A 20,179-nucleotide genomic window follows, 5' to 3' on the forward strand; every position below is an offset into this window, starting at 1 on the left:
CCGAGGCTCTGGGACGCTCGTAGGCCGAACAAAGCGGCCGGGACATACACCACGCCGCCGGGGTTCGCATGACTATTCGGAATCCGACGGTAGTCGAGCCGAAGCGTGGCTAAAGTCCTTCCCGTGTCAGACGATTCCGCCGAATCCCCGGCGATGCCGGACGACGGACTGATCCGTCGTGTGAAGGCGCTCGCCTGCACTGCCCCGCTACAGGCGATGGAAGCCAACAAAGGCCTCCACGACCGCGTCGACGCGCGACCCTACAGCGTGGTCGAACTGGCTCTGCACACCATCGACCAGGTCGCCATGGCGATGGACTTCCAGGCCGGCGCGGAGCACAGGAAGGTGATCGAACAGGTCCAGCGGTTCGCAGCCGTCCAGGTGCCGCAGCACAGCGACCAGCAGCACCACGACGTCGCCGAATGGGTACTGAACAAACTGATCAACATCGGCACGATCGACCGCGGGTTCACCTGGAAGTACGGCCGTCTCGACCAGCAGGGCCGCTACGGGCACTACGACTTCGAGTTCAAGCTCGTCGTGGAGCACTCCGCGCCCGACGGAGGCGTGTTCCTCCGGGTGACGGACGAGGCGATCAATGTGCTGGTGGGCGCGCTGGACACCGACGTGGAGTCCGCCCAGGTAGCCGCCGAGCACAAACTCGAATACCTCATCAGACGCAGACGACTGGAAGACGCCAAGCTCGCCGCCGAGCAGGCGAGGTACCGCACCGTGCAGTACGGGGAGCACCTGCGGCAGTTCCTGGAGGCAACCCGGCGCGATGTCCGGACGGTCGACTGGGAACGCGAAGTACCCGAACTGCTGGAGGAATCGCTCGAACACATCGAGGGGCGCTACCGGCACGAGAACGCCATCCTGCTGAACATCACCGCGCACCGCGACGAGACCCACGATCCACGGCGGAAGCAGCAGGCGGCTGAACTGGTGGACATTGTGCGGGACTGCATCCGCCGGCACATGCAGTTGCAGAACCGGTTGCAGACCGCCGGTGCGTTCTTCCGGTCGGAGCAGGACCGCCAGCGATTCTCCGGGCCTCCGCAGCGGGCGGCGATCGACGTCTTCAACCAGTTGCTGGTGCCGGTGCTCGGCCTGAGCGTGCGGGACGCGATCGACCCCGTCGCCGACTTCTTCCGCTCTGGGCTGCCACCGGCGCCGCCCACCGTGACCTCGATGACGACACTGGTCCAACGGCTGCTCCAGGGCCGCTCGGACCGGGCCTTCTTCGCCGGCACTGTGCCGGAGCCCGACCTCCAGGACCTAGCCGACCCGCCGCAGTTCAGCGAGGACGACCTGCGGGCCGCCAAGCACCTGCTGGACCTCGCGCTCGACGAGCCGACGACGCTCAGCGACCTGCTCTCCGCCGCCCGGGAACTCGGGCCGACGGTGGAGCGACTGGTCCTGCACGAGGCGGTGCACGCCTTCAGCCCCGCTGTCAGCGAGGCCGTGCTGCGCGGCGACCCCAGCATGCTCATCGCCATCGTCGAAGAGGGCGGGCTGACCAGCCCCGCGCTCGGCGGCGGCGAACTCCTGCTCTCCCGGGTCGGTCTCCAGGACCCGGTCGACGAGGCCGACCACGACGCCCCGAGCGGTTTGGAGTCCGACCAGTGACGCCCGTGTACAGCCTGGACGAGGCCGAGGACGCGGCTAGGCTCATCGCCTTCGCCCTGCGCCCCCGGCTGCGGCCCGCTAAGGACCGTGCCTACCGGGACTTGCTGCGCCGGTACCGGACGGACGGACCGTTCCGGCAGCTGGTGGAGCGCACGGCCCGCGGACTCGGCCTGCGGGTGCTCGGCGCGGCGGAGGACATCGGCGTCGCGCTCGCCGCCGCGCCGAACTCCGTCTTCGAGACGCGGATGGAGGACTACGTGCGGATCGCCAAACAGCGCGGCGAGAGCGAGAAGCTGCTCCATGGCGTCATCCACCTGGCCGTGGCGGCGCTGGCGTTCCCCCGCTCCGACGACCTGGCCAGCGACTCCTACACCGGCCGGGTGAGCGCCGAGGCCGTGGACAAGGCCGTCCGGGACACCTGCGACCGCCTGCGGGAGAAGGCCGCCCAGTCGGAGGCCGGGATCGACACGCCCTCGGATACCCCGGAGCTGGAGAAGGTCTGGAGCGCCTACGCCCGTCGGCCTGAGGCCTCACTGACCAAGGACCAGCGGTTGGCGATGAACTCAACCCGCGGCATGACCACACGGGCGCTGAACTTCCTGGTGGACCAGGGATTCCTCACGGTGGCCGGTTCCGGTGAGGAGGGCTGGTACCGCACCACCACGCGCTACCAGCTCCAGGTCCGTGAGCTGGCGGCCACCGCAGCCTTCGACGAGTTGCTCAGTCTCGGCGTGGTGCCGATGTCCTCCGGGCGCCTTCGCATGGCCCCCGGGCAACGGAGCGGTGGGGAGGCCCCCGGCGACCGGGACGATCGGGCCGGGGAGCCGGCGGGGACGACCGGGGAGCTGCTCGATGTATGAGCTGTCCCGTGTCCTGCTGCGCGGTGTAGGCCCGCACGCCGCGCGCTACGAGGACGTCCTGCTGGACTTCAGCGGCGTCGGCGCACCGGTCGCCAACGGCCAGCAGGGCGATGTATTCGACCTCGAAGAGCCGCTCCGGCGCCCGTCGCCGGCGAGCGTGCTCTTCCTGGAGAACGGGGGCGGCAAGTCCGTCCTTATCAAGCTCATCTTCTCCGTCGTGCTCCCCGGACGGCGCCAGGTCGTCGGCACCCGCAATCCCCACCTCCTCGACGGCTTCGTGCTGCCTGACGATGTCGCGCACGTGGTGCTGGAGTGGACCCACGCGCGCACCGGCAAACGGCTGATCACCGGGAAGGTCAGCCAGTGGAGGGACCGGAGGACGTCGACTGACTCGTCCAACCTGGTCGAGCGGTGGTACCACTTCCGTCCAGGGAAGACGCTCGACCTGGAGTACCTGCCGATCGAGACCGAGGGCAAGTACCTCAGCCTGGCCCAGTACTGCGAGGAACTGCGACTCGCCCAGGATGCCGATCCGGCGCTCGGGTACCGGCTCTTCCAACTCCAGGGCGAGTGGACCGACCGGCTCGCCGCTCTGGGACTCGACCCCGAACTCTTCCGCTACCAGAGGGCGATGAACAGCGACGAGGGAGAGGCGGCCGATGCCTTCTCCCTGGGGACCGACCTCGCGTTCGTCAACTTCCTGCTCACCGCCGTCCTTCCCACGGAACCGGCCCTGGACCTGGCCGAGCTCCTCTCCACGTATGGGGCGAAGCTGGCGGACCGGGGCAGCATGGAGCTGGAGAAGGAGTTCATCGAAGGCACACTCGCGCTGCTGACATCGCTCGCCCAGGCCCGGGAGGACCGCCGGGCGGTCGACCTCCGGCTCACCGAGGCCCGGTCGGCACTGGACGGCTTCATCCACCGGGTCCGGCAGCGTGCCTCCGCTGAACGGGCCGAACTGGCGCGCACGGACGCAGAGGCCGTCCGCCTGAAGGGCGAGGTCCGCAATGCGGCGGACGGGCGGCACCGCGCGGAGGCCGTCCTGACCGAGCTCCGCCGGCGTCTGGCCGAGCTGAGGTTCTCCGAGTCGCAGCGCGTGCAGTCGGCCGCTGAGCGGGACTGGCGGGAGGCTGGGGCGGTCGAGCGGGCTTGGACGGCCGTACCGGCGGTCCTGCGGGACCTGGAGGCGACCACCACGGCTAGGCGGCTGCGCGAGCGTATCGCCGAGACCAAGGAGGCCGCTCTCCCGGCCCTGTCCACGCGGGACTCCGCCGCACGCACGCTCTCGCGCGCACTGAACGCCATGGTCCGGGACCTGGAAGCCGACATCGCCGGACACGAGACGAAGGCCGCAGAGCACGACCACCGGGCTACCACCGCGCAGGCCGCACACGACGAGGCGGTCGTCGAGGTCGGCGAACGGAAGGCGCGCGCCGGGACGGCGGACCGGCTCATCGCCGACGTCGAGGCCGAGATCGGCGCGGCGGTCCGGAGTGGGCTGGTGGCCGAGGGTATGTCGGTCGCCGATGCCCGGGCCCTCGCCGAGTCCGGCGTGCGGCTGAACCAGGAGCGCGTAGCCGGATGCGAGGCGGAGATTCGGCAGCTGGAGGAGGGGCACGAGCAGGCCCGCAAGGAGCACGAGGCCGCCCGGAGGGTCCAGGACGCCACCGAGCACGCGTACGACATCGCCTGCCGGGAGTTCCAGGCGGTCGACACGGCCATGCGCAGGCTCGCCGCGGAGCTCCACGCCGCCGACCTGTACAGCGGCGAGCCGGCCGACCTCGATGGCGAGGCGGAGGCGCTGTCCGACCGGCTGGCCCGGGCCCGCGACGAAGCGGAGGCGACCAGGCTGGACGTCCGGATGGCGGCCGCCGGCGACGAACGGGCGCTGACCGCGTTAGAGGTCACCGACCTCCTGCCGTCGTCCATCGAGGCGGTGGGGATCTGCGACCTCCTCAACGCCGGCGGGGTATCTGCGTGCACGGGCTGGGAGTACCTGGCCTCCGTGCCCGGCACCGAGCGTCGTGAGGAGATCGTCGGCAGGGCTCCCCACCTCGTCACCGGCGTCCTGGTGAACGAGGCCGACCACCTGGGCCTCGCGGCCGACATCCTGGCCGCAGAATGCTCCCGGCCCACCGGCTTCATCGCGTTGAGCACCACGTCCGCCGTCCACGAGGAGAGCGGGCCGCCCCCTGGCGTGGGCCTCGTCGTTCCACCGCACCCGGCCCTGTACGACGAGCGGGCCGGGGAGGCCGAGCGCCTCGCCTTGAGCCGGCGCCGAGACGAGCACCAGCACCAACTCGCCGAACTCGACTCGACGCTGCGCACGCACAACGCGTTCATCGCCCGGCTGACGCACTGGCGCCAGGAGTGCCCGCCCGGCAGGCCGGCCGAGCTCGCCGACGCCAAGGCGGAACGGGAGGAGGCCGCCCTGGCCGCGCGCCTGGCCGTGGCGACGGCCGAGGAAGCGCGCGACGCGCTGGCCGGGCACCTGGACACGGCCCGCGAAGAACTCCGCCTCCTGCACCGGGCTCGGCCCGGTCTCGACCGGCGCTTCGAAGCGCTGAAGGCGCTCGCGGCCCAGGAGGAGAGGATTCCCGGTTGGCGCGAGGAGGCGGAGGCGGCGCGCGAGGCCGCCGCCGTCCACCAGAGCGCCGCCGAGGCCGCCCGGACGACCGCCGAGGACGCACGGCTGGCGGCAGCGGACGCCCGTAGGACCGCCGACGCCCTGCGGGCCACAGTGGACAGGGTCACCACGGAGCTGGCGGACCTCCCGGACCGCGCCGGTGCGGGCGACGACGAGGACGGCCCCGCCGCAGCCGATGCTTCCGGGCATCCGCTCGAAGTGCTCCGGCACGCGTACCGCGCCGCCGCTGAGGAGTACGCCAGGGTGGCGGTGGGCGCCGATCTGCTGGCCGATCTGCGCTACGCGGAGGTGGAGGAGCGGGCCGCGGCGGCGGGGCTGTCCCCCTATCAGAAGGGCGAGCTGGCCACCGCGCTCACCCTGCTCGGTGGCCCCGACGGCGCGGACACGCCCTCCCGCAACGCGGCTCGGCTCCGGGCGGAGCAGCAGACGGCCATTCTCCGCGACCGGCTCGACAGGCTCATCGCGGTGACCCTGCGGCACCGGAGCGACCTGGATGCCTTCCCCGCACCGGCGGCGGACGCCCCCGTCGGCCTCGACCCCTTCGGGACGCCGGAGGACGTCCCGGACGGCGAGGGGCTCGTGCTGGCCGCCGAGGCGGCACTGGCCGAGGCGTCGGAGCACGCCGCCGCTCTGACCGCCCTCCTGGACGCCGCGGTGCAGGCCCACGCGACGGCCCGCCAGGCGACCCGCGACTTCAAGCTGCTGGTCGACGTCTTCGGGGACCCGTCGGAACAGCCGCCGGCCGAGCCCGCGCCGACGGCGTACGAGGGCGATCCGGCCGGTGCCCGTGCGCAGCACACCCGGCTGCACGGCGAATACACCGGTACGCAGGCGGTCTCGGCGGCGGCCCTGGAACACGAGCGGGGACTCGCCGACCGCCTCTCGGGCCATGCGAGCGACGCCCGGTTCGAGAAGCTCCAATCGCCCGGCCGCCGCGTCATCGTCGCTACCGACCGCGCCGTCCTTCCCGCGCTCGCCACGGAGTGGGCGGACGACCTCAGGCCCCGGCTGCGCACCCTGGAGATCGACCTCGCCTCGATCACCCGCCACCGCACCCAGATCGTGCGGCAGTTCACCCAGCAGGTTCAGGAAGCCCTGCGCACGCTCCGGCGCGCCCAGCGGCTGTCCAGGCTTCCCGAAGGGCTGGGCAACTGGTCCGGCCAGCAGTTCCTTCAGATCGGCTTCACCGATCCCAGCGAGGAGGTGCTCCACGCCAGCCTGGGCCACGTCATCGACGAGGCCGCGAGCGAGGCCAGGAACCGGCAGGGCAAGCGGGACGCCCGCCAGCTCCTCCTCAAGGGGGTCGAGACCGCGGCCGCGCCCAAGGGCTTCCAGGTCACCATCCTCAAGCCGGACGCCCTCCTCGGGATGGAGCGCGTCAGGGTCTCGGAGACCAAGGACATCTTCTCCGGCGGCCAGATCCTCACCGCCGCGATCGTCCTGTACTGCACGATGGCCGCACTCCGGGCCAACGACCGGGGCCGGGTGGGCCACCAGCACTCCGGTGTGCTGTTCCTCGACAATCCGATCGGCCGCGCGTCCGCGCTCTACCTCCTGCGCCTGCAGCAGTCGGTGGCCAAGGCGCTCGGCGTCCAGCTCGTCTACACCACCGGCCTGTACGACCGGACCGCCTTGGACGTCTTCCCCCTGGTCATCAGGATGCGCAACGACGCCGATCTCCGGGCCCGGCGGCGCTACCTCTCGGTCTCCGACCAGTTCACGAACCGCTTGCGGTCATCCATTCAGGGAGATGTGCAGGGGGCCATCGCCGCCACCCGTTACTACACCCGTCCGGACGGGGAGGGGACGACAACCGGGTGACCGCGCTCGACCAGCTTTCGAGCAGCCTCCTGGCCCGGCTCTACCGGCGCGCCGAACACCGGCGCTGGAAGGGCCACTCGAACATGCAGATCGGCGGGGCCGACGTGCTGGCCGACTTCCACATCGTGTTCAAGGGCGGCCCGACCAGCGAGGAGGACGAGACCGTCCTCACCAGGTGCCTCGATGCGCTGGTGGCGGCCGACCGCGTCAGGCTCATGGCCCGACGCGCCAACGCGCCCTTCCCTCCGGGGCTCCACCTCCTGGCGACGGCTCCCGCGCCCGTGCCGGCTCCGCGGAAGGAAGCCCCGCTGCACCCTGCGCTCTACCGTCTGGTCAAGGGGCGGCGGGACGGCACCGAGCGCCAGCGCGTCGCCTACACAGCCATCAGCCGCTGGCTGCACGAGCTGCCCTACCTGGTCGCGCCCGACCTCGCGGTGCCGCTGCGCGAGCGCGCGCTGGAGATCTTCGGGAAGCCGGAGTACATCTCCTGCTTCCCGGAACCAGAGAAGTGCCTGGACCAGAAGGGATTCGGCGGGCCGCTCTTCCAGGACAAGGCGGCGTTCTTCGAACTGATCAGGGCGTTCCCGACAAGCCCCCCACTGCTCAGCAGCCACTTCTCGCACGACATGCGCAACCGGCACACCTCGCTCGGCGCCGGCGACGTGCTCCTCGTCGTGGAGAACTCGGCCACCTACACCTCCCTGGTCCGCAGGCTCCGGGAGGTGGAAGGCCGGATCGAGCACCGGATCGGCTGCGTGGCCTGGGGCGTCGGGAAGTCGTTCAAGGCATCCGTCGCCAGCATCAAGGACCACCACCTCTCCGGAGCCGTGCCGGGCCACCAGGAGTTCAGCGAGATCCGCTACTTCGGCGACCTGGACAGCAGCGGACTGGACATTCCCCTCCAGGCGTCCGCCAGGGCCGTGGAGCTGGAGCTGCCACCGGTGCGCCCCACCCCCGTCCTCTACCGCGAACTGGTTCGGGTGGGCGTCGACCTTCCCGGCAAGGAGAGCAGCGGACCGGAGGACGCCAGGCGGCTGGTGGGCTGGCTGGACGGCAGCAGTGACTTCGAGCCGGTCGTCGAGGCCCTGGTGAAGGGGCGCCGGTGGGCGCAGGAAGCCGTTGGACTGCGCCACTTGACCACCACCGACGACTGGATCTCGGACATGCAGTGAGCCCTGCCCTCGTCGCCAGCGGCCCGCCGCGTAGAGCGCGACCCAACCGTCGGGAGATGGCTGAGCAGTGAAAAGGCCATCGACGATGCGGTGGACCAGGTGATCCGGGAGACGCCTCACAGTGAAGTCCTTGTACAGGATGACGAGGAGACGGACGAGATCGCAGGGTCAGACCGCAGGCGTGTGGGGTGAACGCAGCAGTCATCTCCGATACGTCGGATGAGTGCTGCTTCACTATCGAGCTGGATTGGGTGAAGCAGGGCGAGCCGGGCACCACGGTCGTCGATGACCACCGGAAGCCGTTTTACGTCATGGGTTCCGGCGGGTGGCCCCGCTATATGTCCAGAGGCGCCCCCTGGCTGTCGACGGCCTCGTCCGGGGCGGCTGAGGTTCGGGATGAGGAGGACCTCCGGGAGACCGAGGACGCCCCCGTGCTGCCGGACGAGCAGGTCCGCGAGGCGGTCGACACGCTGTTCCGGGCAATCCGCCCCGAAGCCCGCCTGCACCTCGGCGAGGCCGAGGCCCGCGCGCTCGCACCCCTGGTCGCCCAGTGGGGGAACGCGACGCGACCCACGGCGACCTCGCCCACGCCCTGCTGCCCGGCCTACCCATTCCGCCGCACTCCCCGACAGGCTTGCTCCGCAGCCGACTTGAACGCAAGATGCCACCCGCCCAGGCCCCGTGCGCCCTGCAGCCCCTCGATACGTCGAGTGCGCCAAGTGCCACGACCCAAAACCCCCGCCCCGGCATCTGTTGCCCCTGTGCGGGCCTCGCACCCCGTACCAGCGAGGTCAGCGGTAGGGCTGTCGTAGCAACTGCAGGGGCCGCGGGTGTCAGAGCTGCAGTGACTGGCGCCGGAAGCCATGCGCACACCACCGTCTGACGTGCATGGATCAACGCTCAGTGGGGGTGCCCCGGCTAGGGTCAGTGGCATGCATCTGAGCACGGTGATCCTCCCCATCCACCGGTGGAGCGAGGGGCAGAAGATCTGGCGGCGGGCCGAGGAGCTCGGGTTCCATGCCGCGTACACCTATGACCACCTGTCGTGGCGGTCGTTCCGGGACGAGCCGTGGTTCGGGGCGGTGCCGACGCTGACGGCGGCGGCCACGGCGACCGAGCGGATCCGCCTCGGCACGCTGGTCACCTCGCCGAACTTCCGGCATCCGGTGACGCTGGCGAAGGAGCTGATCACGGTCGACGACGTCTCGGGCGGGCGGCTGACCGTGGGGATCGGGGCCGGCGGGACCGGCTTCGACGCGACGGCGACCGGCCAGGAGGCGTGGTCGCCGCGGGAGCGGGCGGACCGGTTCGGGGAGTTCCTGCCGCTGCTGGACGAGCTGCTGCGCACCGATGCCACGACCCGCGAGGGTACGTACTACTCGGCGGTCGAGGCGCGGAACATCCCCGGCTGCGTGCAGACGCCGCGGGTGCCGTTCTACGTGGCGGCGACCGGACCGCGCGGGCTGAGGCTGGCGGCGGAGTACGGGCAGGGCTGGGTGACGTACGGGGACCCGCGCGGGCCGGCGGACGTGCCGGTGGAGCAGGCGCCGGCCGTGATCGCCGCGCAGATCGAGAAGCTCCGGGCGGCCTGCGGGGCGGCCGGGCGGGACGCCGGTGAGCTGGAGAAGGTGCTGCTCCAGGGGTCCACGGCGGAGAAGCCGCTGGCCTCGGTGGACGCCTTCGTCGACTGGGCGGGCAGGTACCGGGAGCTGGGGATCACCGAGCTGGTGATCCACTGGCCGGTGCCGGACTCGATCTTCGAGAACGACCCGGCGGTGTTCGAGCGGATCGCCACCGAGGGCCTCGCCCAGCTGGGCTGACCGCGCGTCCGCAGGACCCGACGGCCACCGGCCGATCCCGCGTGCCGGGGGAGCCGGCCGGTGGCTCCGCGGGCGGGGTCCGCGCGGATCCCCTAGGGGACGACGGCCCGGGTGTCATACCGCAGCAGCAGACAGGCTCGTCATCGGAGCTCATGGCCCCGGTGGCGGGTGCGCACTACGTTGGGCCACGTGTCCACTGTCATCAAGACGGACGGCCTCACCAAGAGGTTCCCCCGGGTCACCGCCCTCGATCAGCTCACCGTAGAGGTTGAGCCCGGGGTGGTCGGTCTGGTGGGGGCGAACGGGGCGGGCAAGTCCACACTCATCAAGATCCTGCTCGGGCTGGCCCCGGCGACCTCGGGGACCGGGCAGGTGCTCGGTCTCGACATCGCCACCCAGGGCTCGGAGATCCGCGAGCAGGTCGGCTACATGCCGGAGCACGACTGCCTGCCGCCGGACGTGTCGGCCACCGAGTTCGTGGTGCACATGGCGCGGATGGCGGGGCTGCCCGCCGCCGCGGCGCGCGAGCGGACGGCGGACACGCTGCGGCACGTCGGGCTGTACGAGGAGCGCTACCGGCCGATGGGCGGGTACTCGACGGGCATGAAGCAGCGGGTCAAGCTGGCGCAGGCGCTGGTGCACGACCCGAAGCTGGTGCTGCTGGACGAGCCCACCAACGGGCTGGACCCGGTCGGCCGGGACGACATGCTGGCGCTGATCCGCCGCGTGCACACCGACTTCGGCATCTCGGTGCTGGTCACCACCCACCTGCTGGGTGAGCTGGAGCGGACCTGCGACCACCTGGTGATCATCGACGGCGGCAAGCTGCTGCGGTCCTCGTCGACGGCCTCCTTCACCGGTGCGACGGCCACCCTGGCGGTCGAGGTGACCGACCACCCGCGTGACGCGGGGCTGGACGCGAGCGCCGCCGTGCGCGCGCGGCTGGCCGCGGCCGGGCTCGCGGTGGAGACGGAGGGGCCGCGGATCCTGTTGGTCCGGCTGGCCGGCGACGACACGTACGACACCATCCGGGACGCGGTCGCGGGCCTCGGCCTGGGGCTGGTCCGGCTGGAGCAGCGCCGCCACCGGGTGGCCGAGCTGTTCACGGACGGCGGCGCGGGCAGTGGCGCCGACGGCGATGCGGACGGCGTCGCGGACAGGGCACCGGCCGGCGGCGACCGCCGGCAGAACGAGGGGGGTACCGCAGATGTCGCTGTCTCCTGACACCAGGCCGACCGACACCGGAGTCATCCACGACATCGGCTACCGGGGCTACGCAGGCCCTCGGCTGGGCCGGGCGTACGCCACGCGCTCGCTGTTCACCCAGAGCCTGCGCGCCGCGTACGGCCTCGGGCGGTCGGGCAAGTCCAAGGTGCTGCCGATGCTCGTGCTGGGCGCGGCCGCCGTGCCCGCCGTGATGATCGTCGTGATCACCGTCGTGGCCAGGCAGGACAAGCTGTCGATGGACTACGCGGAGTACCTGAGCGCGGTCGGGCTGGTCGTCTCGATCTTCCTCGCCTCGCAGGCGCCGGTGCTGTTCTCGCGGGACCTCCGGCACCACACCGTGCCGCTGTACTTCTCCCGCCCGATCACCCGCGCCGACTACGTCCGGGCCAAGTACGCCGCGATGGTCTGCGCCCAACTGCTCCTGATGCTGGTGCCGTTGCTGGTGCTGTACGTCGGTGCGCTGCTGAGCGGGCTGAGCTTCGGCCACGAGACCGAGCACTTCCTGTACGGCTTGACCGCGGCGGTCCTGTACGCGCTGGTGCCGACCTCGATCGCGGTGGTCATCGCCGCCGCCACGCCGCGGCGCGGCTTCGGGGTGGCCGCGATCATGGGCTACCTGGCGGTGAGCACGGTGGTCGTCGCGATCGTGATCGGGATCAGCGGCACCACCGCCGACGGAGGGGCCTCGGACTCCGCGCAGTGGGCCGCGCTGCTCTCGCCGGGAGCGCTCGTGGAGAGCCTGACCAACCAGGTGTTCGACCTCGGCAGCGGTCCCGAGCGGCTGCACGCGCCGGGCGGGCTGGGTGTGGTCGTCTTCGCCGCCGTCGCCGCCGTGATGGTCGCGGGTTCGTACCGGCTGCTGCTGCGCCGCTACCGCGGCATCTGATCAACCGAGTATCTGAGAGGGCGCCATGGCCACCATCACCATCGACAAGGTTTCCCGCTGGTTCGGGAACGTGGTCGCCGTCAACGACGTCAGCATGGCGATCGGTCCCGGTGTCACGGGTCTGCTCGGTCCCAACGGTGCCGGGAAGTCGACCCTCATCCACATGATGAGCGGATTCCTCGCTCCCTCCACCGGGGCGGTCACCCTGGACGGCGCGCCGATCTGGCGCAACCAGCAGGTGTACCGCCAGATCGGGCTCGTCCCCGAGCGGGAGTCGATGTACGACTACCTCACCGGTTGGGAGTTCGTGCTCGCCAACGCCGAACTGCACGGACTCCCCCACCCGGGTGCCGCCGCCCGCAAGGCGCTGGCCCTGGTCGAGATGGAGTACGCGCAGGAGCGGAAGACCGGCACCTACTCCAAGGGCATGAAGCAGCGCGTCAAGATGGCGTCGGCCCTGGTCCACGACCCCGCCGTGCTGCTGCTCGACGAACCGTTCAACGGGATGGACCCGCGGCAGCGGCTCCAGCTGATGGAACTGCTGCGCCGGTTCGGGGCGGACGGCCGCACGGTGCTGTTCTCCTCGCACATCCTGGAGGAGGTCGAGCAGCTGGCCCGGCACATCGAGGTCGTCGTGGCCGGGCGGCACGCCGCCTCCGGCGACTTCCGGAAGATCCGCCGGCTGATGACCGACCGCCCGCACCGCTACCTGGTCCGCTCCAGCGACGACCGCCGGCTGGCGTCGGCGCTCATCGCCGACCCGTCGACGGCCGGCATCGAGCTCGACCTCCAGGAGAAGGCGCTGCGCATCCAGGCGGTGAACTTCCAGGGGTTCACCACCCTGTTGCCGAAGGTCGCCCAGCAGGCGGGCATCCGGCTGTACACCGTGGCGCCCGCGGACGAGTCGCTGGAGAGCGTCTTCTCGTACCTCGTCTCCGCCTAGCCCCCGGCGTACCGGCCCGGAGCCGCACGCACAGTCGCCCGCACAGCCGCACGTACGCGCCGCACGCACAGCCGCACCCGGCTCCGCAGCCGGATCCGGACGCGTGAACCGGAACCGCGCGTTGAACCGGAACCGCACGCCGAACCGCACGTCGAACCGGACCCACACGGACCCCAGGAAGGCCGACCCACCATGAACCCGACCGTCGCCAGGCTGACGCTGCGCGGCCTGCTGGGCCGCCGCCGCGGCTTGCTGCTGCTGGTGGTCCCCGCCCTGCTGCTGCTCGTCTCGGCGATCGCCGCCGGCGCCAGCGGGGACAAGCACGACCTGACCGTCAAGATCCTCGGCCAGCTCGGCCTCGGCACCCTGCTGCCGATCCTCGGCCTGGTCGTCGGCACCGGCGCCATCGCCACCGAGATCGACGACGGTTCGATCGTCTACCTGCTGGCGAAGCCGCTGCCCCGCTGGAAGATCATCACCACCAAGCTGGTGGTGGCGATCGGTACCACCTGGGTCTTCGCGGCCGTCCCGACGCTGCTCGCCGGGCTGCTGCTGTACGGCACCCGGGACGGCCTGGCGGTCGGCTACACCGTGGCCACGCTGGTGGCCGGGGCCGCGTACAGCTCGCTGTTCCTGCTGCTCGGCGTGGTCACCCGGCACGCGGTGGTGGCCGGCCTGGCGTACGCGCTGGTCTGGGAGTCGCTGATCGGCAACTTCGTCGAGGGCGCCCGGACGCTCAGCGTCCAGCAGTGGGGGCTGTCGGTGGCCAAGGCGGTGGCCGAGGAGGGCGCGATCACCGCGGACGTGGCGCTCGGCGTGGCCGTGCCGCTGCTGCTGGTGGCCACCGTGGCGGCGGCGGTGTTCGCCTCGGTGCGGCTGGCCGGGCTGACCCTGGCGAGCGAGGAGTAGCCCCGGGAGGGCGACGCACGCCGGGCCCCGGGCCGGGCGGAGCGACGGAAGCGGAGCGAGGACGGGGTCGGCCCCGGCAACTGCTGCCGGGGCCGACCCTCGTGCGGCCGCCGTCGCGGACCGTGCGGTCGCCTCAGAGCGTGCGGTTGCGTCCGGCGCCCCAGCCGGCGGCGGCGACCACGGTGACCAGCACCAGCATCAGCGCCAGCGGCACGGTCCAGCCGCCGGTCAGCTGGCGCAGGGCGCCGGCACCGACCGGACCGGCCGCGGCGACCAGGTAGCCGATCGCCTGCGACATCCCGCCCAGCTGGGCGGCTCCGGCGACACTGTCGGTCCGCAGCACGATGAAGGCGAGCCCGAGGCCGAGCGAACCGCCCTGGGCGACGCCCAGGATGGTGGCCGCCACCCACGCGCCCGGCACCGGCGCGATCAGCAGGACGGCGACGCCGACCCCGTTCAGCACGGCCATCACGAGGGCGAGCGCCCGCTGGCTGGTCATCCGGCCGGCCATCAGCGGGACGAGGAAGGCGCCGACCACCTGCACCAGGTTGGAGTAGGCGAAGACCAGGCCGGCCTCGCCGCGGTCCATCCCCTGGTCGGCCAGGATGGTCGGCATCCAGGCGACCAGGGTGTAGACCAGCAGCGACGAGATGCCCATGAAGAGGCTGATCTGCCAGGCCAGCGGCGAGCGCCAGATTCCCTCGATCGGCCGGTTCGCCGAAGCCGGGCCGGTCGCAGCCGTCGCGGTCGCCCTCGCGGTCGCCGTCACCGCCGAGGGACCCGTCGGGGCGGCGGCCGTCCGGCCGGCCCGCGCCCGCAGCACCTGCGGCAGCCAGGCCACCGCGGCGACCAGGGCGAGCAGCGACCAGGCGCCGAGCGAGGCCTGCCACCCGCCTCCGAGCACGTGCTCCAACGGCACCGACGTACCGGCCGCGAGCGTCGCGCCGACCAGCATGGTGGTCGAGTAGACGCCGGTCATCGCGGCGGCCCTGCCCGGGAACTCGCGCTTGACCAGGCCGGGCATGGAGACGTTCAGCACGGCGATGGCCACGCCGATCACCACGCACCCGGCGTACAGCGCGGACACCGAGGGCAGCACCCGCAGCAGCACGCCCGCGCCGAGCACGAGCACCGCGCCCAGCACCACCCGCTCGGTGCCGAACCGCCGGGTCAGCCGGGGGGTGAGCGGCGCGCCGACGCCCTGGAAGAGCACCGGCACGGTGGTGATCAGACCGCTCGCGGTGGCGGACAGCCCGAAGGTGCGCTGGATCTCCCCGACCATCGGGGACACCGCCGCCAGGCAGGCGCGCATGTTCAGGGCGACCAGCAGGATGCCGGTCAGCAGCAGCGCGGGGTGGGCCAGCCGGCTGCGGACGGGGAGCGCGGAGGAGGTGGTGACCACCGGCTGCTGGGCACGGGTGACGGCCATGGGGCGTGCTGCTCTTTCGGGAAACGGTTCCGGGAACGCCGAAGGGCGGGATGCCGAGGGGCGGGAACGCGGAGGGCGGAAGGGGCGGGCGCGGAGGGGCGGGCGCGGAGGGGCTCGGGGCCGCTTACTTCCGGGCCGCGATGGCGGCGAGGAGCTGCTCGACGGCCGCGGTCGGCTCGGCGAGCAGCGCGCGACAGGCCGCTTCGGCGCGGTCCGGGTCACCGCTCTCGATCGCGTCCACCAGCGCCTCGTGGGTGGCGACGACCACCTCGGGCATCTCGTGGTCGCCGAACGCCGTCCGCATCGACTCGCGCACCGAGGCGCCGAAGTAGCGGTACACCTCGGCCAGCGCCGGGTTGTGCGCGGCCTCGACGACGGCGGTGTGGAACTCCAGGTCGTGCTCGACGGTCGCCTCGCGGCCGGCCCGCTCGGGGTGCGCCGCGATCACCTCGACCTCACGGGCCAGCGCGGCCCGCATCCGGACGATGTCCTCGGGGGTGTGCCGCAGCGCGGCCAGCCGGGCGCCCTCGGCCTCCAGCGCGGCCCGGACCTCCAGGACGTCGCGGACGCCGGAGCGCTGGACGCCGCGCAGGACGGACGCCGGGTCACTGGTGGAGCGCACGAAGGTGCCCTCGCCCTGACGGGAGACCAGCATGCCCGCGTGCGCCAGCACCCGGATCGCCTCCCGGACGGTGTTCCGTCCGACGCCCAGCCGCTCGGCGAGTTCGTGTTCGGTCGGGATCTGCGACCCGACCGGCCAGACACCGGAGCTCAGCTGCTCGCGCAGCTGCTCGATCGCGGTGTCCACGAGGGAGCGCCGCCCGGCGGTCTGCAGCGTGTCGTTGCTGCTGTTCGCACTGGTCACGGCGGTTCCTCCCCGGTCTGCGGCTGCCCTGGAGGAGCCGGTCATCGGTCATCCTACAACTGCTTGCCCGGTCATCCTACAACTGGGGATGAACGCCGGGGGAACCGTTGCGTCCGAACCGGCACACCCGGTCGGCGAGGTCGGGCCCGGGCCGGTGACGGCGGCGGGGCCGGGAGCCGCCGGGCCGGGTCCCCGGTGCGGCCCCGGCCCGTCCGATCAGGTCGCGTCGCGCGGGGTCCGGTTCGAGTTCCCGTTCCGGTAGGGGATCTCGAACCGCCCCCACACGTCGGAGGGCGAACCGTCGGCGTCCTCGAACCGGTTCTCGGCCCCCCTCCCGGTCGGAACGGCGAACCAGGTCGCGTCGTCGGGGTCGACCTCCAGGCCCAGTGCCGCGGAGATCTCCGCCAGGGCCGAGGCGAGGCGGGGGCCGTTCGCGGCGAACACCGCGTCCTGGCCGCGCCCGCGGAGGTCGAACGGCAGCCAGGCGTCGGAGTGCGTCGTGAGTCCCACGTTGAAGAACCCCTCGGACGCCTCCGCCCCCAGAGTGAACAGCCCCTCCGCCGCCCGGGCGCCGCGGCCGGTCTCCACGACGCCGTCGCAGGACGCGAACAGTTCGACGGTGCCGATCTCGCCGGGGGCGAGAGCCGCCTTGATCTGCGCCGTCAGCGACTCGGGAGCCCCCGAGTCCACCACGGCGAGTGCGCCGACCCGGAAGTCCGACCGGACCAGGAAGTTCCGGCGACCCGGCTGCGGAACGGACACGGCCACCCGCCCCAGGCACGGGGTGCCCAGCCGGTGCCGGTCGAGGGCCCGCAGGGCCAGGACGAACCGGCGCACGGCCTCGCCCACCAGGTCGGTCCGGTGTCCGGGTTCACCCCAGGACCATCGCGCTACGGGCGTGCTGGCGATCAAGAACGGCCTCCAGGCATGAAGTTGGCGCCGGGTGGATACGTGATCGTGCCGTCCTCGACGCGGGGTCCGCCAGGCTCCCCCTGGTGTCGACGACGAACGGGCGTGACGAAGATATGACGTACCCGGGCGCTCGGGTGGTTGCCCCCCGTGGCGGTGGAACCGTGCGTCCGGCGTTCGGCCCCGGCCCGGCGGCCGGCTCCGACGACGAGCGGCCCCTGAGGCCGGCCCTACCGGTGGTCTGGTATGACGGAGCCGGTCCACACCCCTGATTCGAGGAGAGCGTCCGCATGGTGTTCAAGAAGCTGCTCGGTGCCCTGGGCGTCGGCGGTCCCGGCGTCGACACCGTTCTGACCACGCCGGTCGTGCAGCCCGGTGGGACCCTGCAAGGGACGGTCGAGCTGACCGGGGGGACGGTGGAGGCCGACATCCGGGGGATCACGCTGACGCTGGTCGCCCGGGTGGAGGTCGAGCACGAGGAGGGCGAGAGCACCGGGCTGTACCCGTTCGCCCGCTTCTCGGTGACCCAGCCGCTGAAGCTGGCCCCGGGCGAGAACCGGTCCGTCCCGTTCGCCGTCCAGGTGCCGTGGGAGACGCCGGTCACCACCATCGCGGGGCAGCGCCTCCACGGCATGCAGCTGGGCGTGCGGACCGAGGTCGACATCGCGGGCGCGCTGGACAAGGGCGACTCCGACCCGCTGGAGGTCGAGCCGCTGCCGGCCCAGCGCCGCATCCTGGAGTCGCTGCTCCAGCTCGGCTTCCGGTTCCGCTCGGCCGACCTGGAGGCCGGGCACATCCGCGGCACCGCTCAGACGCTGCCCTTCTACCAGGAGATCGAGTACTCCTCGGCGCCGCAGTACGCGCACGCCTGCAACTCGCTGGAGGTCAGCTTCGTCACCACCGCCCACCGGGTGGAGGTGGTCCTGGAGGCGGACAAGCGCGGCGGGCTGTTCGGGGGCGGCGGGGACGTGATCCGCACCCACGCGATCGACCACGGCCAGGCCGACCAGGACCTCACCGCGCTGGTCGACGGCTGGATCCGCTCGGCGCTCTGATTCGCTCGGCGCTCTGATCCCGTCGGTACGGCGGCCAGGCCAGGCCAGGCCATGCCTGAGCCGCTGACCCGACCTGACCCGACCCGACCTGACCCCCGGCCCCGGACGGGCCGGGGGTCAGCCGTAGGAGACGTTGCCGCAGATGTCGTCGTCGCCGGACCGGGCCTCGTTGACCACCTCGGCGGGCAGCGGGACCGGGGCACCGGACGAACCGCCGGCGGACGCGGACGCCGAGGCGGCCGAGGCGGCGGCACCGGCGGCGTAGTCCCGGCCGAGCAGCACGCTGATCCCGGCCGCCTGACCGGGCGTCACCGCCGCGCCGGGGAACAGGGCGGCGACCTTCTCCGCACCGGCCCGCTGTCCGGTCCCGTACTCGACCGTGGTGGTCGCCCGGGCGGTGTTGCTCGCGCTGCGCACCCCGGTGACGGTGACCCGGGCCGCCCGGAGCGTCTCGGCGGCCCGGGCGGCCAGGCCGGGGGCGGTGGTGCCGTTGAGGACCGCGACCCGGATCGGCGGGCCCTCGGTGGTGAGCGGCGAGGGCGAGGGCGACGCCGTGGGGGAGGGTGCCTCGGGGGGCGGCGAGCCGGGTGCGTCGTCCTGCCGGCCGGTGGCGTCCTGGCCGTCGATGGTCCGGTCGGCCTGGAGGGTGTTCCACAGGCTGTCGACCGCCGGGTGGACCAGGTCGATCCGCGCGCCGTTGTAACGCCACGGCGTGGTCAGGAACTTGACGTCGTGCAGGTCGATGTCCTGCAGTGAGAGGGCGAAGTCCACCAGCTTGGCCGCCGAGTCGAGCCCCGGATCCACGGTCATCGACCGGGTCGCCGCGTCGGCCAGCGGCAGCAGCGTTCCGGGGCTCAGGCCCTGGCTCTTGATCTTGGCCAGCAGTGAGGACAGGAAAGCCTGCTGACGCTTCATCCGGCCGATGTCGGAGTCGTCCCCGATGCCGTGCCGCAGCCGGACGTAGTCCAGGGCCTGCTGGCCGGAGACCCGCTGGCGGCCCTTGGCGAGCACCACTTTGCCCTTCCGGCCCAGGCCGGGGTTGATGTTCCCCTCGTGGATGTCGTTGGGCAGGCAGACGTCGACCCCGCCGACCGCCCCGGTCATCGCGGCGAAACCCTGGAAGTTGACCTCGATCGTGTGGTCGACGCGGATGCCGGTGAGCTTCTCCACGGTGTTCTGCGTGCAGGCCGGGTTGCCGGACTCCGTGTTGCCCACCGAGAAGGCCGAGTTGAACATCTGTCCGGGCTGTTCCTTGGTCCACTTCCCGTTCGGGAGCCGGCACCGGGGGACGGTCACGAGGGCGTCGCGCGGGATGGAGATGCCCACCGCGTGCCGGTGGTCGGCGTAGACGTGCAGCAGGATCGTGGTGTCGGAGCGGGCGCCGCCCTCGTTGCCGCCGCCGAGGTCGCTGTTCCGTCCGGCGCGCGAGTCGGAGCCGATCAGCAGCACGTTGACGGGCCGGTTGCCGTGGGCGTCGGGGGCCGGCGCGGGCGGACGGTCGGTGGCGATGGCGTCCGGGTCGAACGAGCGGATGTTGCCGTTCAGTTTGTAGTACACCGCGCCGCCTGCACCGGCCAGGACGACGAGCACCCCGGCCACCGACCAGGCGATGATCCGCCGGGCGCCGCGCCGCGCGTTCCGGGCGGGGTGCCGGCGGGTGTTCCGCGGTCCCTCCGGCCGGGCGTCCCGGCCCGGCCGGCCTCCGGCCCACCCGTCGGGGCCGACCCGCCCGGGCCGGCCCTGGACGCCGCCGCCCTGGACACCGATGCCCTGAACGGTGCCGCCCTGGACGGTGCCGCCCTGGACGCCGCTGCCCTGCGTGGTGCTGCGCTGGGCGGTCTTGCCCGGAGTGCCCCGGCTCTGGGCGGCCCGACGGGCCTCGGCCCGGCCGCCGGGGCGCGGTGCCGGCACGCGGCCGGGACCCTCCTCGGACCGGTCGGTCCGGACGCCTCCGTCGGCGCGCCGTCGCCCGCCCGGTTCCGGCAGGCTCTCGCTCCACTGGCCTGA

Annotated in this window: 14 protein-coding genes; 10 read left to right on the forward strand and 4 right to left on the reverse strand. The window is 72.4% G+C overall.

Features of this window, described 5'->3' with window-relative positions; genetic code table 11:
• The first annotated feature begins 123 nt into the window (after nt 1-123).
• The 9 genes from ACFWOG_RS03995 to ACFWOG_RS04035 all read left to right on the forward strand — a co-directional run bounded on the left by ACFWOG_RS03995 (nt 124) and on the right by ACFWOG_RS04035 (nt 13,914).
• Nucleotides 124-1,629, forward strand: coding sequence for a hypothetical protein (locus ACFWOG_RS03995; RefSeq protein ID WP_380354491.1), 1,506 nt, complete (start codon nt 124-126; stop codon nt 1,627-1,629).
• Entirely contained in the window at nt 1,626-2,489 is an 864-nt protein-coding gene (locus ACFWOG_RS04000; protein ID WP_380354493.1) for a hypothetical protein, read from the forward strand. The genes ACFWOG_RS03995 and ACFWOG_RS04000 overlap by 4 nt, the downstream gene beginning before the upstream one ends.
• Nucleotides 2,482-6,957 (forward strand): hypothetical protein, encoded by a 4,476-nt coding sequence (locus ACFWOG_RS04005; protein ID WP_380354496.1) that lies wholly within the window; start codon nt 2,482-2,484, stop codon nt 6,955-6,957. Before ACFWOG_RS04000 ends, ACFWOG_RS04005 begins: the two co-directional genes overlap by 8 nt.
• On the forward strand, nt 6,954-8,129 hold the full coding sequence (locus ACFWOG_RS04010; RefSeq protein ID WP_380354499.1) for a hypothetical protein: 1,176 nt from the start codon (nt 6,954-6,956) through the stop codon (nt 8,127-8,129). The genes ACFWOG_RS04005 and ACFWOG_RS04010 overlap by 4 nt, the downstream gene beginning before the upstream one ends.
• Nucleotides 8,130-8,992: 863 nt before the next feature.
• Entirely contained in the window at nt 8,993-9,949 is a 957-nt protein-coding gene (locus ACFWOG_RS04015) for an LLM class flavin-dependent oxidoreductase (RefSeq protein WP_380354502.1), read from the forward strand.
• Nucleotides 9,950-10,138: 189 nt separating this feature from the next.
• Entirely contained in the window at nt 10,139-11,173 is a 1,035-nt protein-coding gene (locus tag ACFWOG_RS04020) for an ABC transporter ATP-binding protein (protein WP_380354505.1), read from the forward strand.
• Nucleotides 11,157-12,062 (forward strand): ABC-2 transporter permease, encoded by a 906-nt coding sequence (locus ACFWOG_RS04025; RefSeq protein ID WP_329949679.1) that lies wholly within the window; start codon nt 11,157-11,159, stop codon nt 12,060-12,062. The genes ACFWOG_RS04020 and ACFWOG_RS04025 overlap by 17 nt, the downstream gene beginning before the upstream one ends.
• A gap of 25 nt (nt 12,063-12,087) precedes the next feature.
• A complete protein-coding gene (locus tag ACFWOG_RS04030) occupies nt 12,088-13,005 on the forward strand; it encodes an ABC transporter ATP-binding protein (protein WP_329949680.1) in 918 nt (305 codons plus the stop codon).
• Nucleotides 13,006-13,197: 192 nt separating this feature from the next.
• Complete coding sequence (locus ACFWOG_RS04035; protein ID WP_329949681.1) at nt 13,198-13,914, forward strand: ABC transporter permease; 717 nt, start codon at nt 13,198-13,200, stop codon at nt 13,912-13,914.
• A 133-nt stretch (nt 13,915-14,047) separates the two neighbouring features.
• Here ACFWOG_RS04035 and ACFWOG_RS04040 read toward each other — a convergent pair whose 3' ends face one another.
• The 3 genes from ACFWOG_RS04040 to ACFWOG_RS04050 all read right to left on the reverse strand — a co-directional run bounded on the left by ACFWOG_RS04040 (nt 14,048) and on the right by ACFWOG_RS04050 (nt 17,120).
• On the reverse strand, nt 14,048-15,343 hold the full coding sequence (locus ACFWOG_RS04040) for a CynX/NimT family MFS transporter (RefSeq protein WP_380354510.1): 1,296 nt from the start codon (nt 15,341-15,343) through the stop codon (nt 14,048-14,050).
• A 124-nt stretch (nt 15,344-15,467) separates the two neighbouring features.
• Nucleotides 15,468-16,208 (reverse strand): FadR/GntR family transcriptional regulator, encoded by a 741-nt coding sequence (locus ACFWOG_RS04045; RefSeq protein WP_329884694.1) that lies wholly within the window; start codon nt 16,206-16,208, stop codon nt 15,468-15,470.
• Nucleotides 16,209-16,424: 216 nt separating this feature from the next.
• Complete coding sequence (locus ACFWOG_RS04050; protein WP_380354513.1) at nt 16,425-17,120, reverse strand: hypothetical protein; 696 nt, start codon at nt 17,118-17,120, stop codon at nt 16,425-16,427.
• 287 nt (nt 17,121-17,407) lie between these two features.
• On the opposite strand from ACFWOG_RS04050, the gene ACFWOG_RS04055 reads away from it, so the two are divergent.
• A complete protein-coding gene (locus ACFWOG_RS04055; protein WP_329949685.1) occupies nt 17,408-18,172 on the forward strand; it encodes a sporulation protein in 765 nt (254 codons plus the stop codon).
• A 117-nt stretch (nt 18,173-18,289) separates the two neighbouring features.
• Here the strand turns inward: ACFWOG_RS04055 and ACFWOG_RS04060 are convergent, their stop codons facing one another.
• The gene (locus tag ACFWOG_RS04060) at nt 18,290-20,083 is read right to left on the reverse strand and encodes an LCP family protein (RefSeq protein WP_380354515.1); all 1,794 of its coding nucleotides are present in this window, start codon (nt 20,081-20,083) and stop codon (nt 18,290-18,292) included.
• Nucleotides 20,084-20,179 lie beyond the last annotated feature (96 nt).

The organism is Kitasatospora sp. NPDC058406 (assembly GCF_042722765.1).
Taxonomy (GTDB): Bacteria; Actinomycetota; Actinomycetes; order Streptomycetales; family Streptomycetaceae; genus Kitasatospora.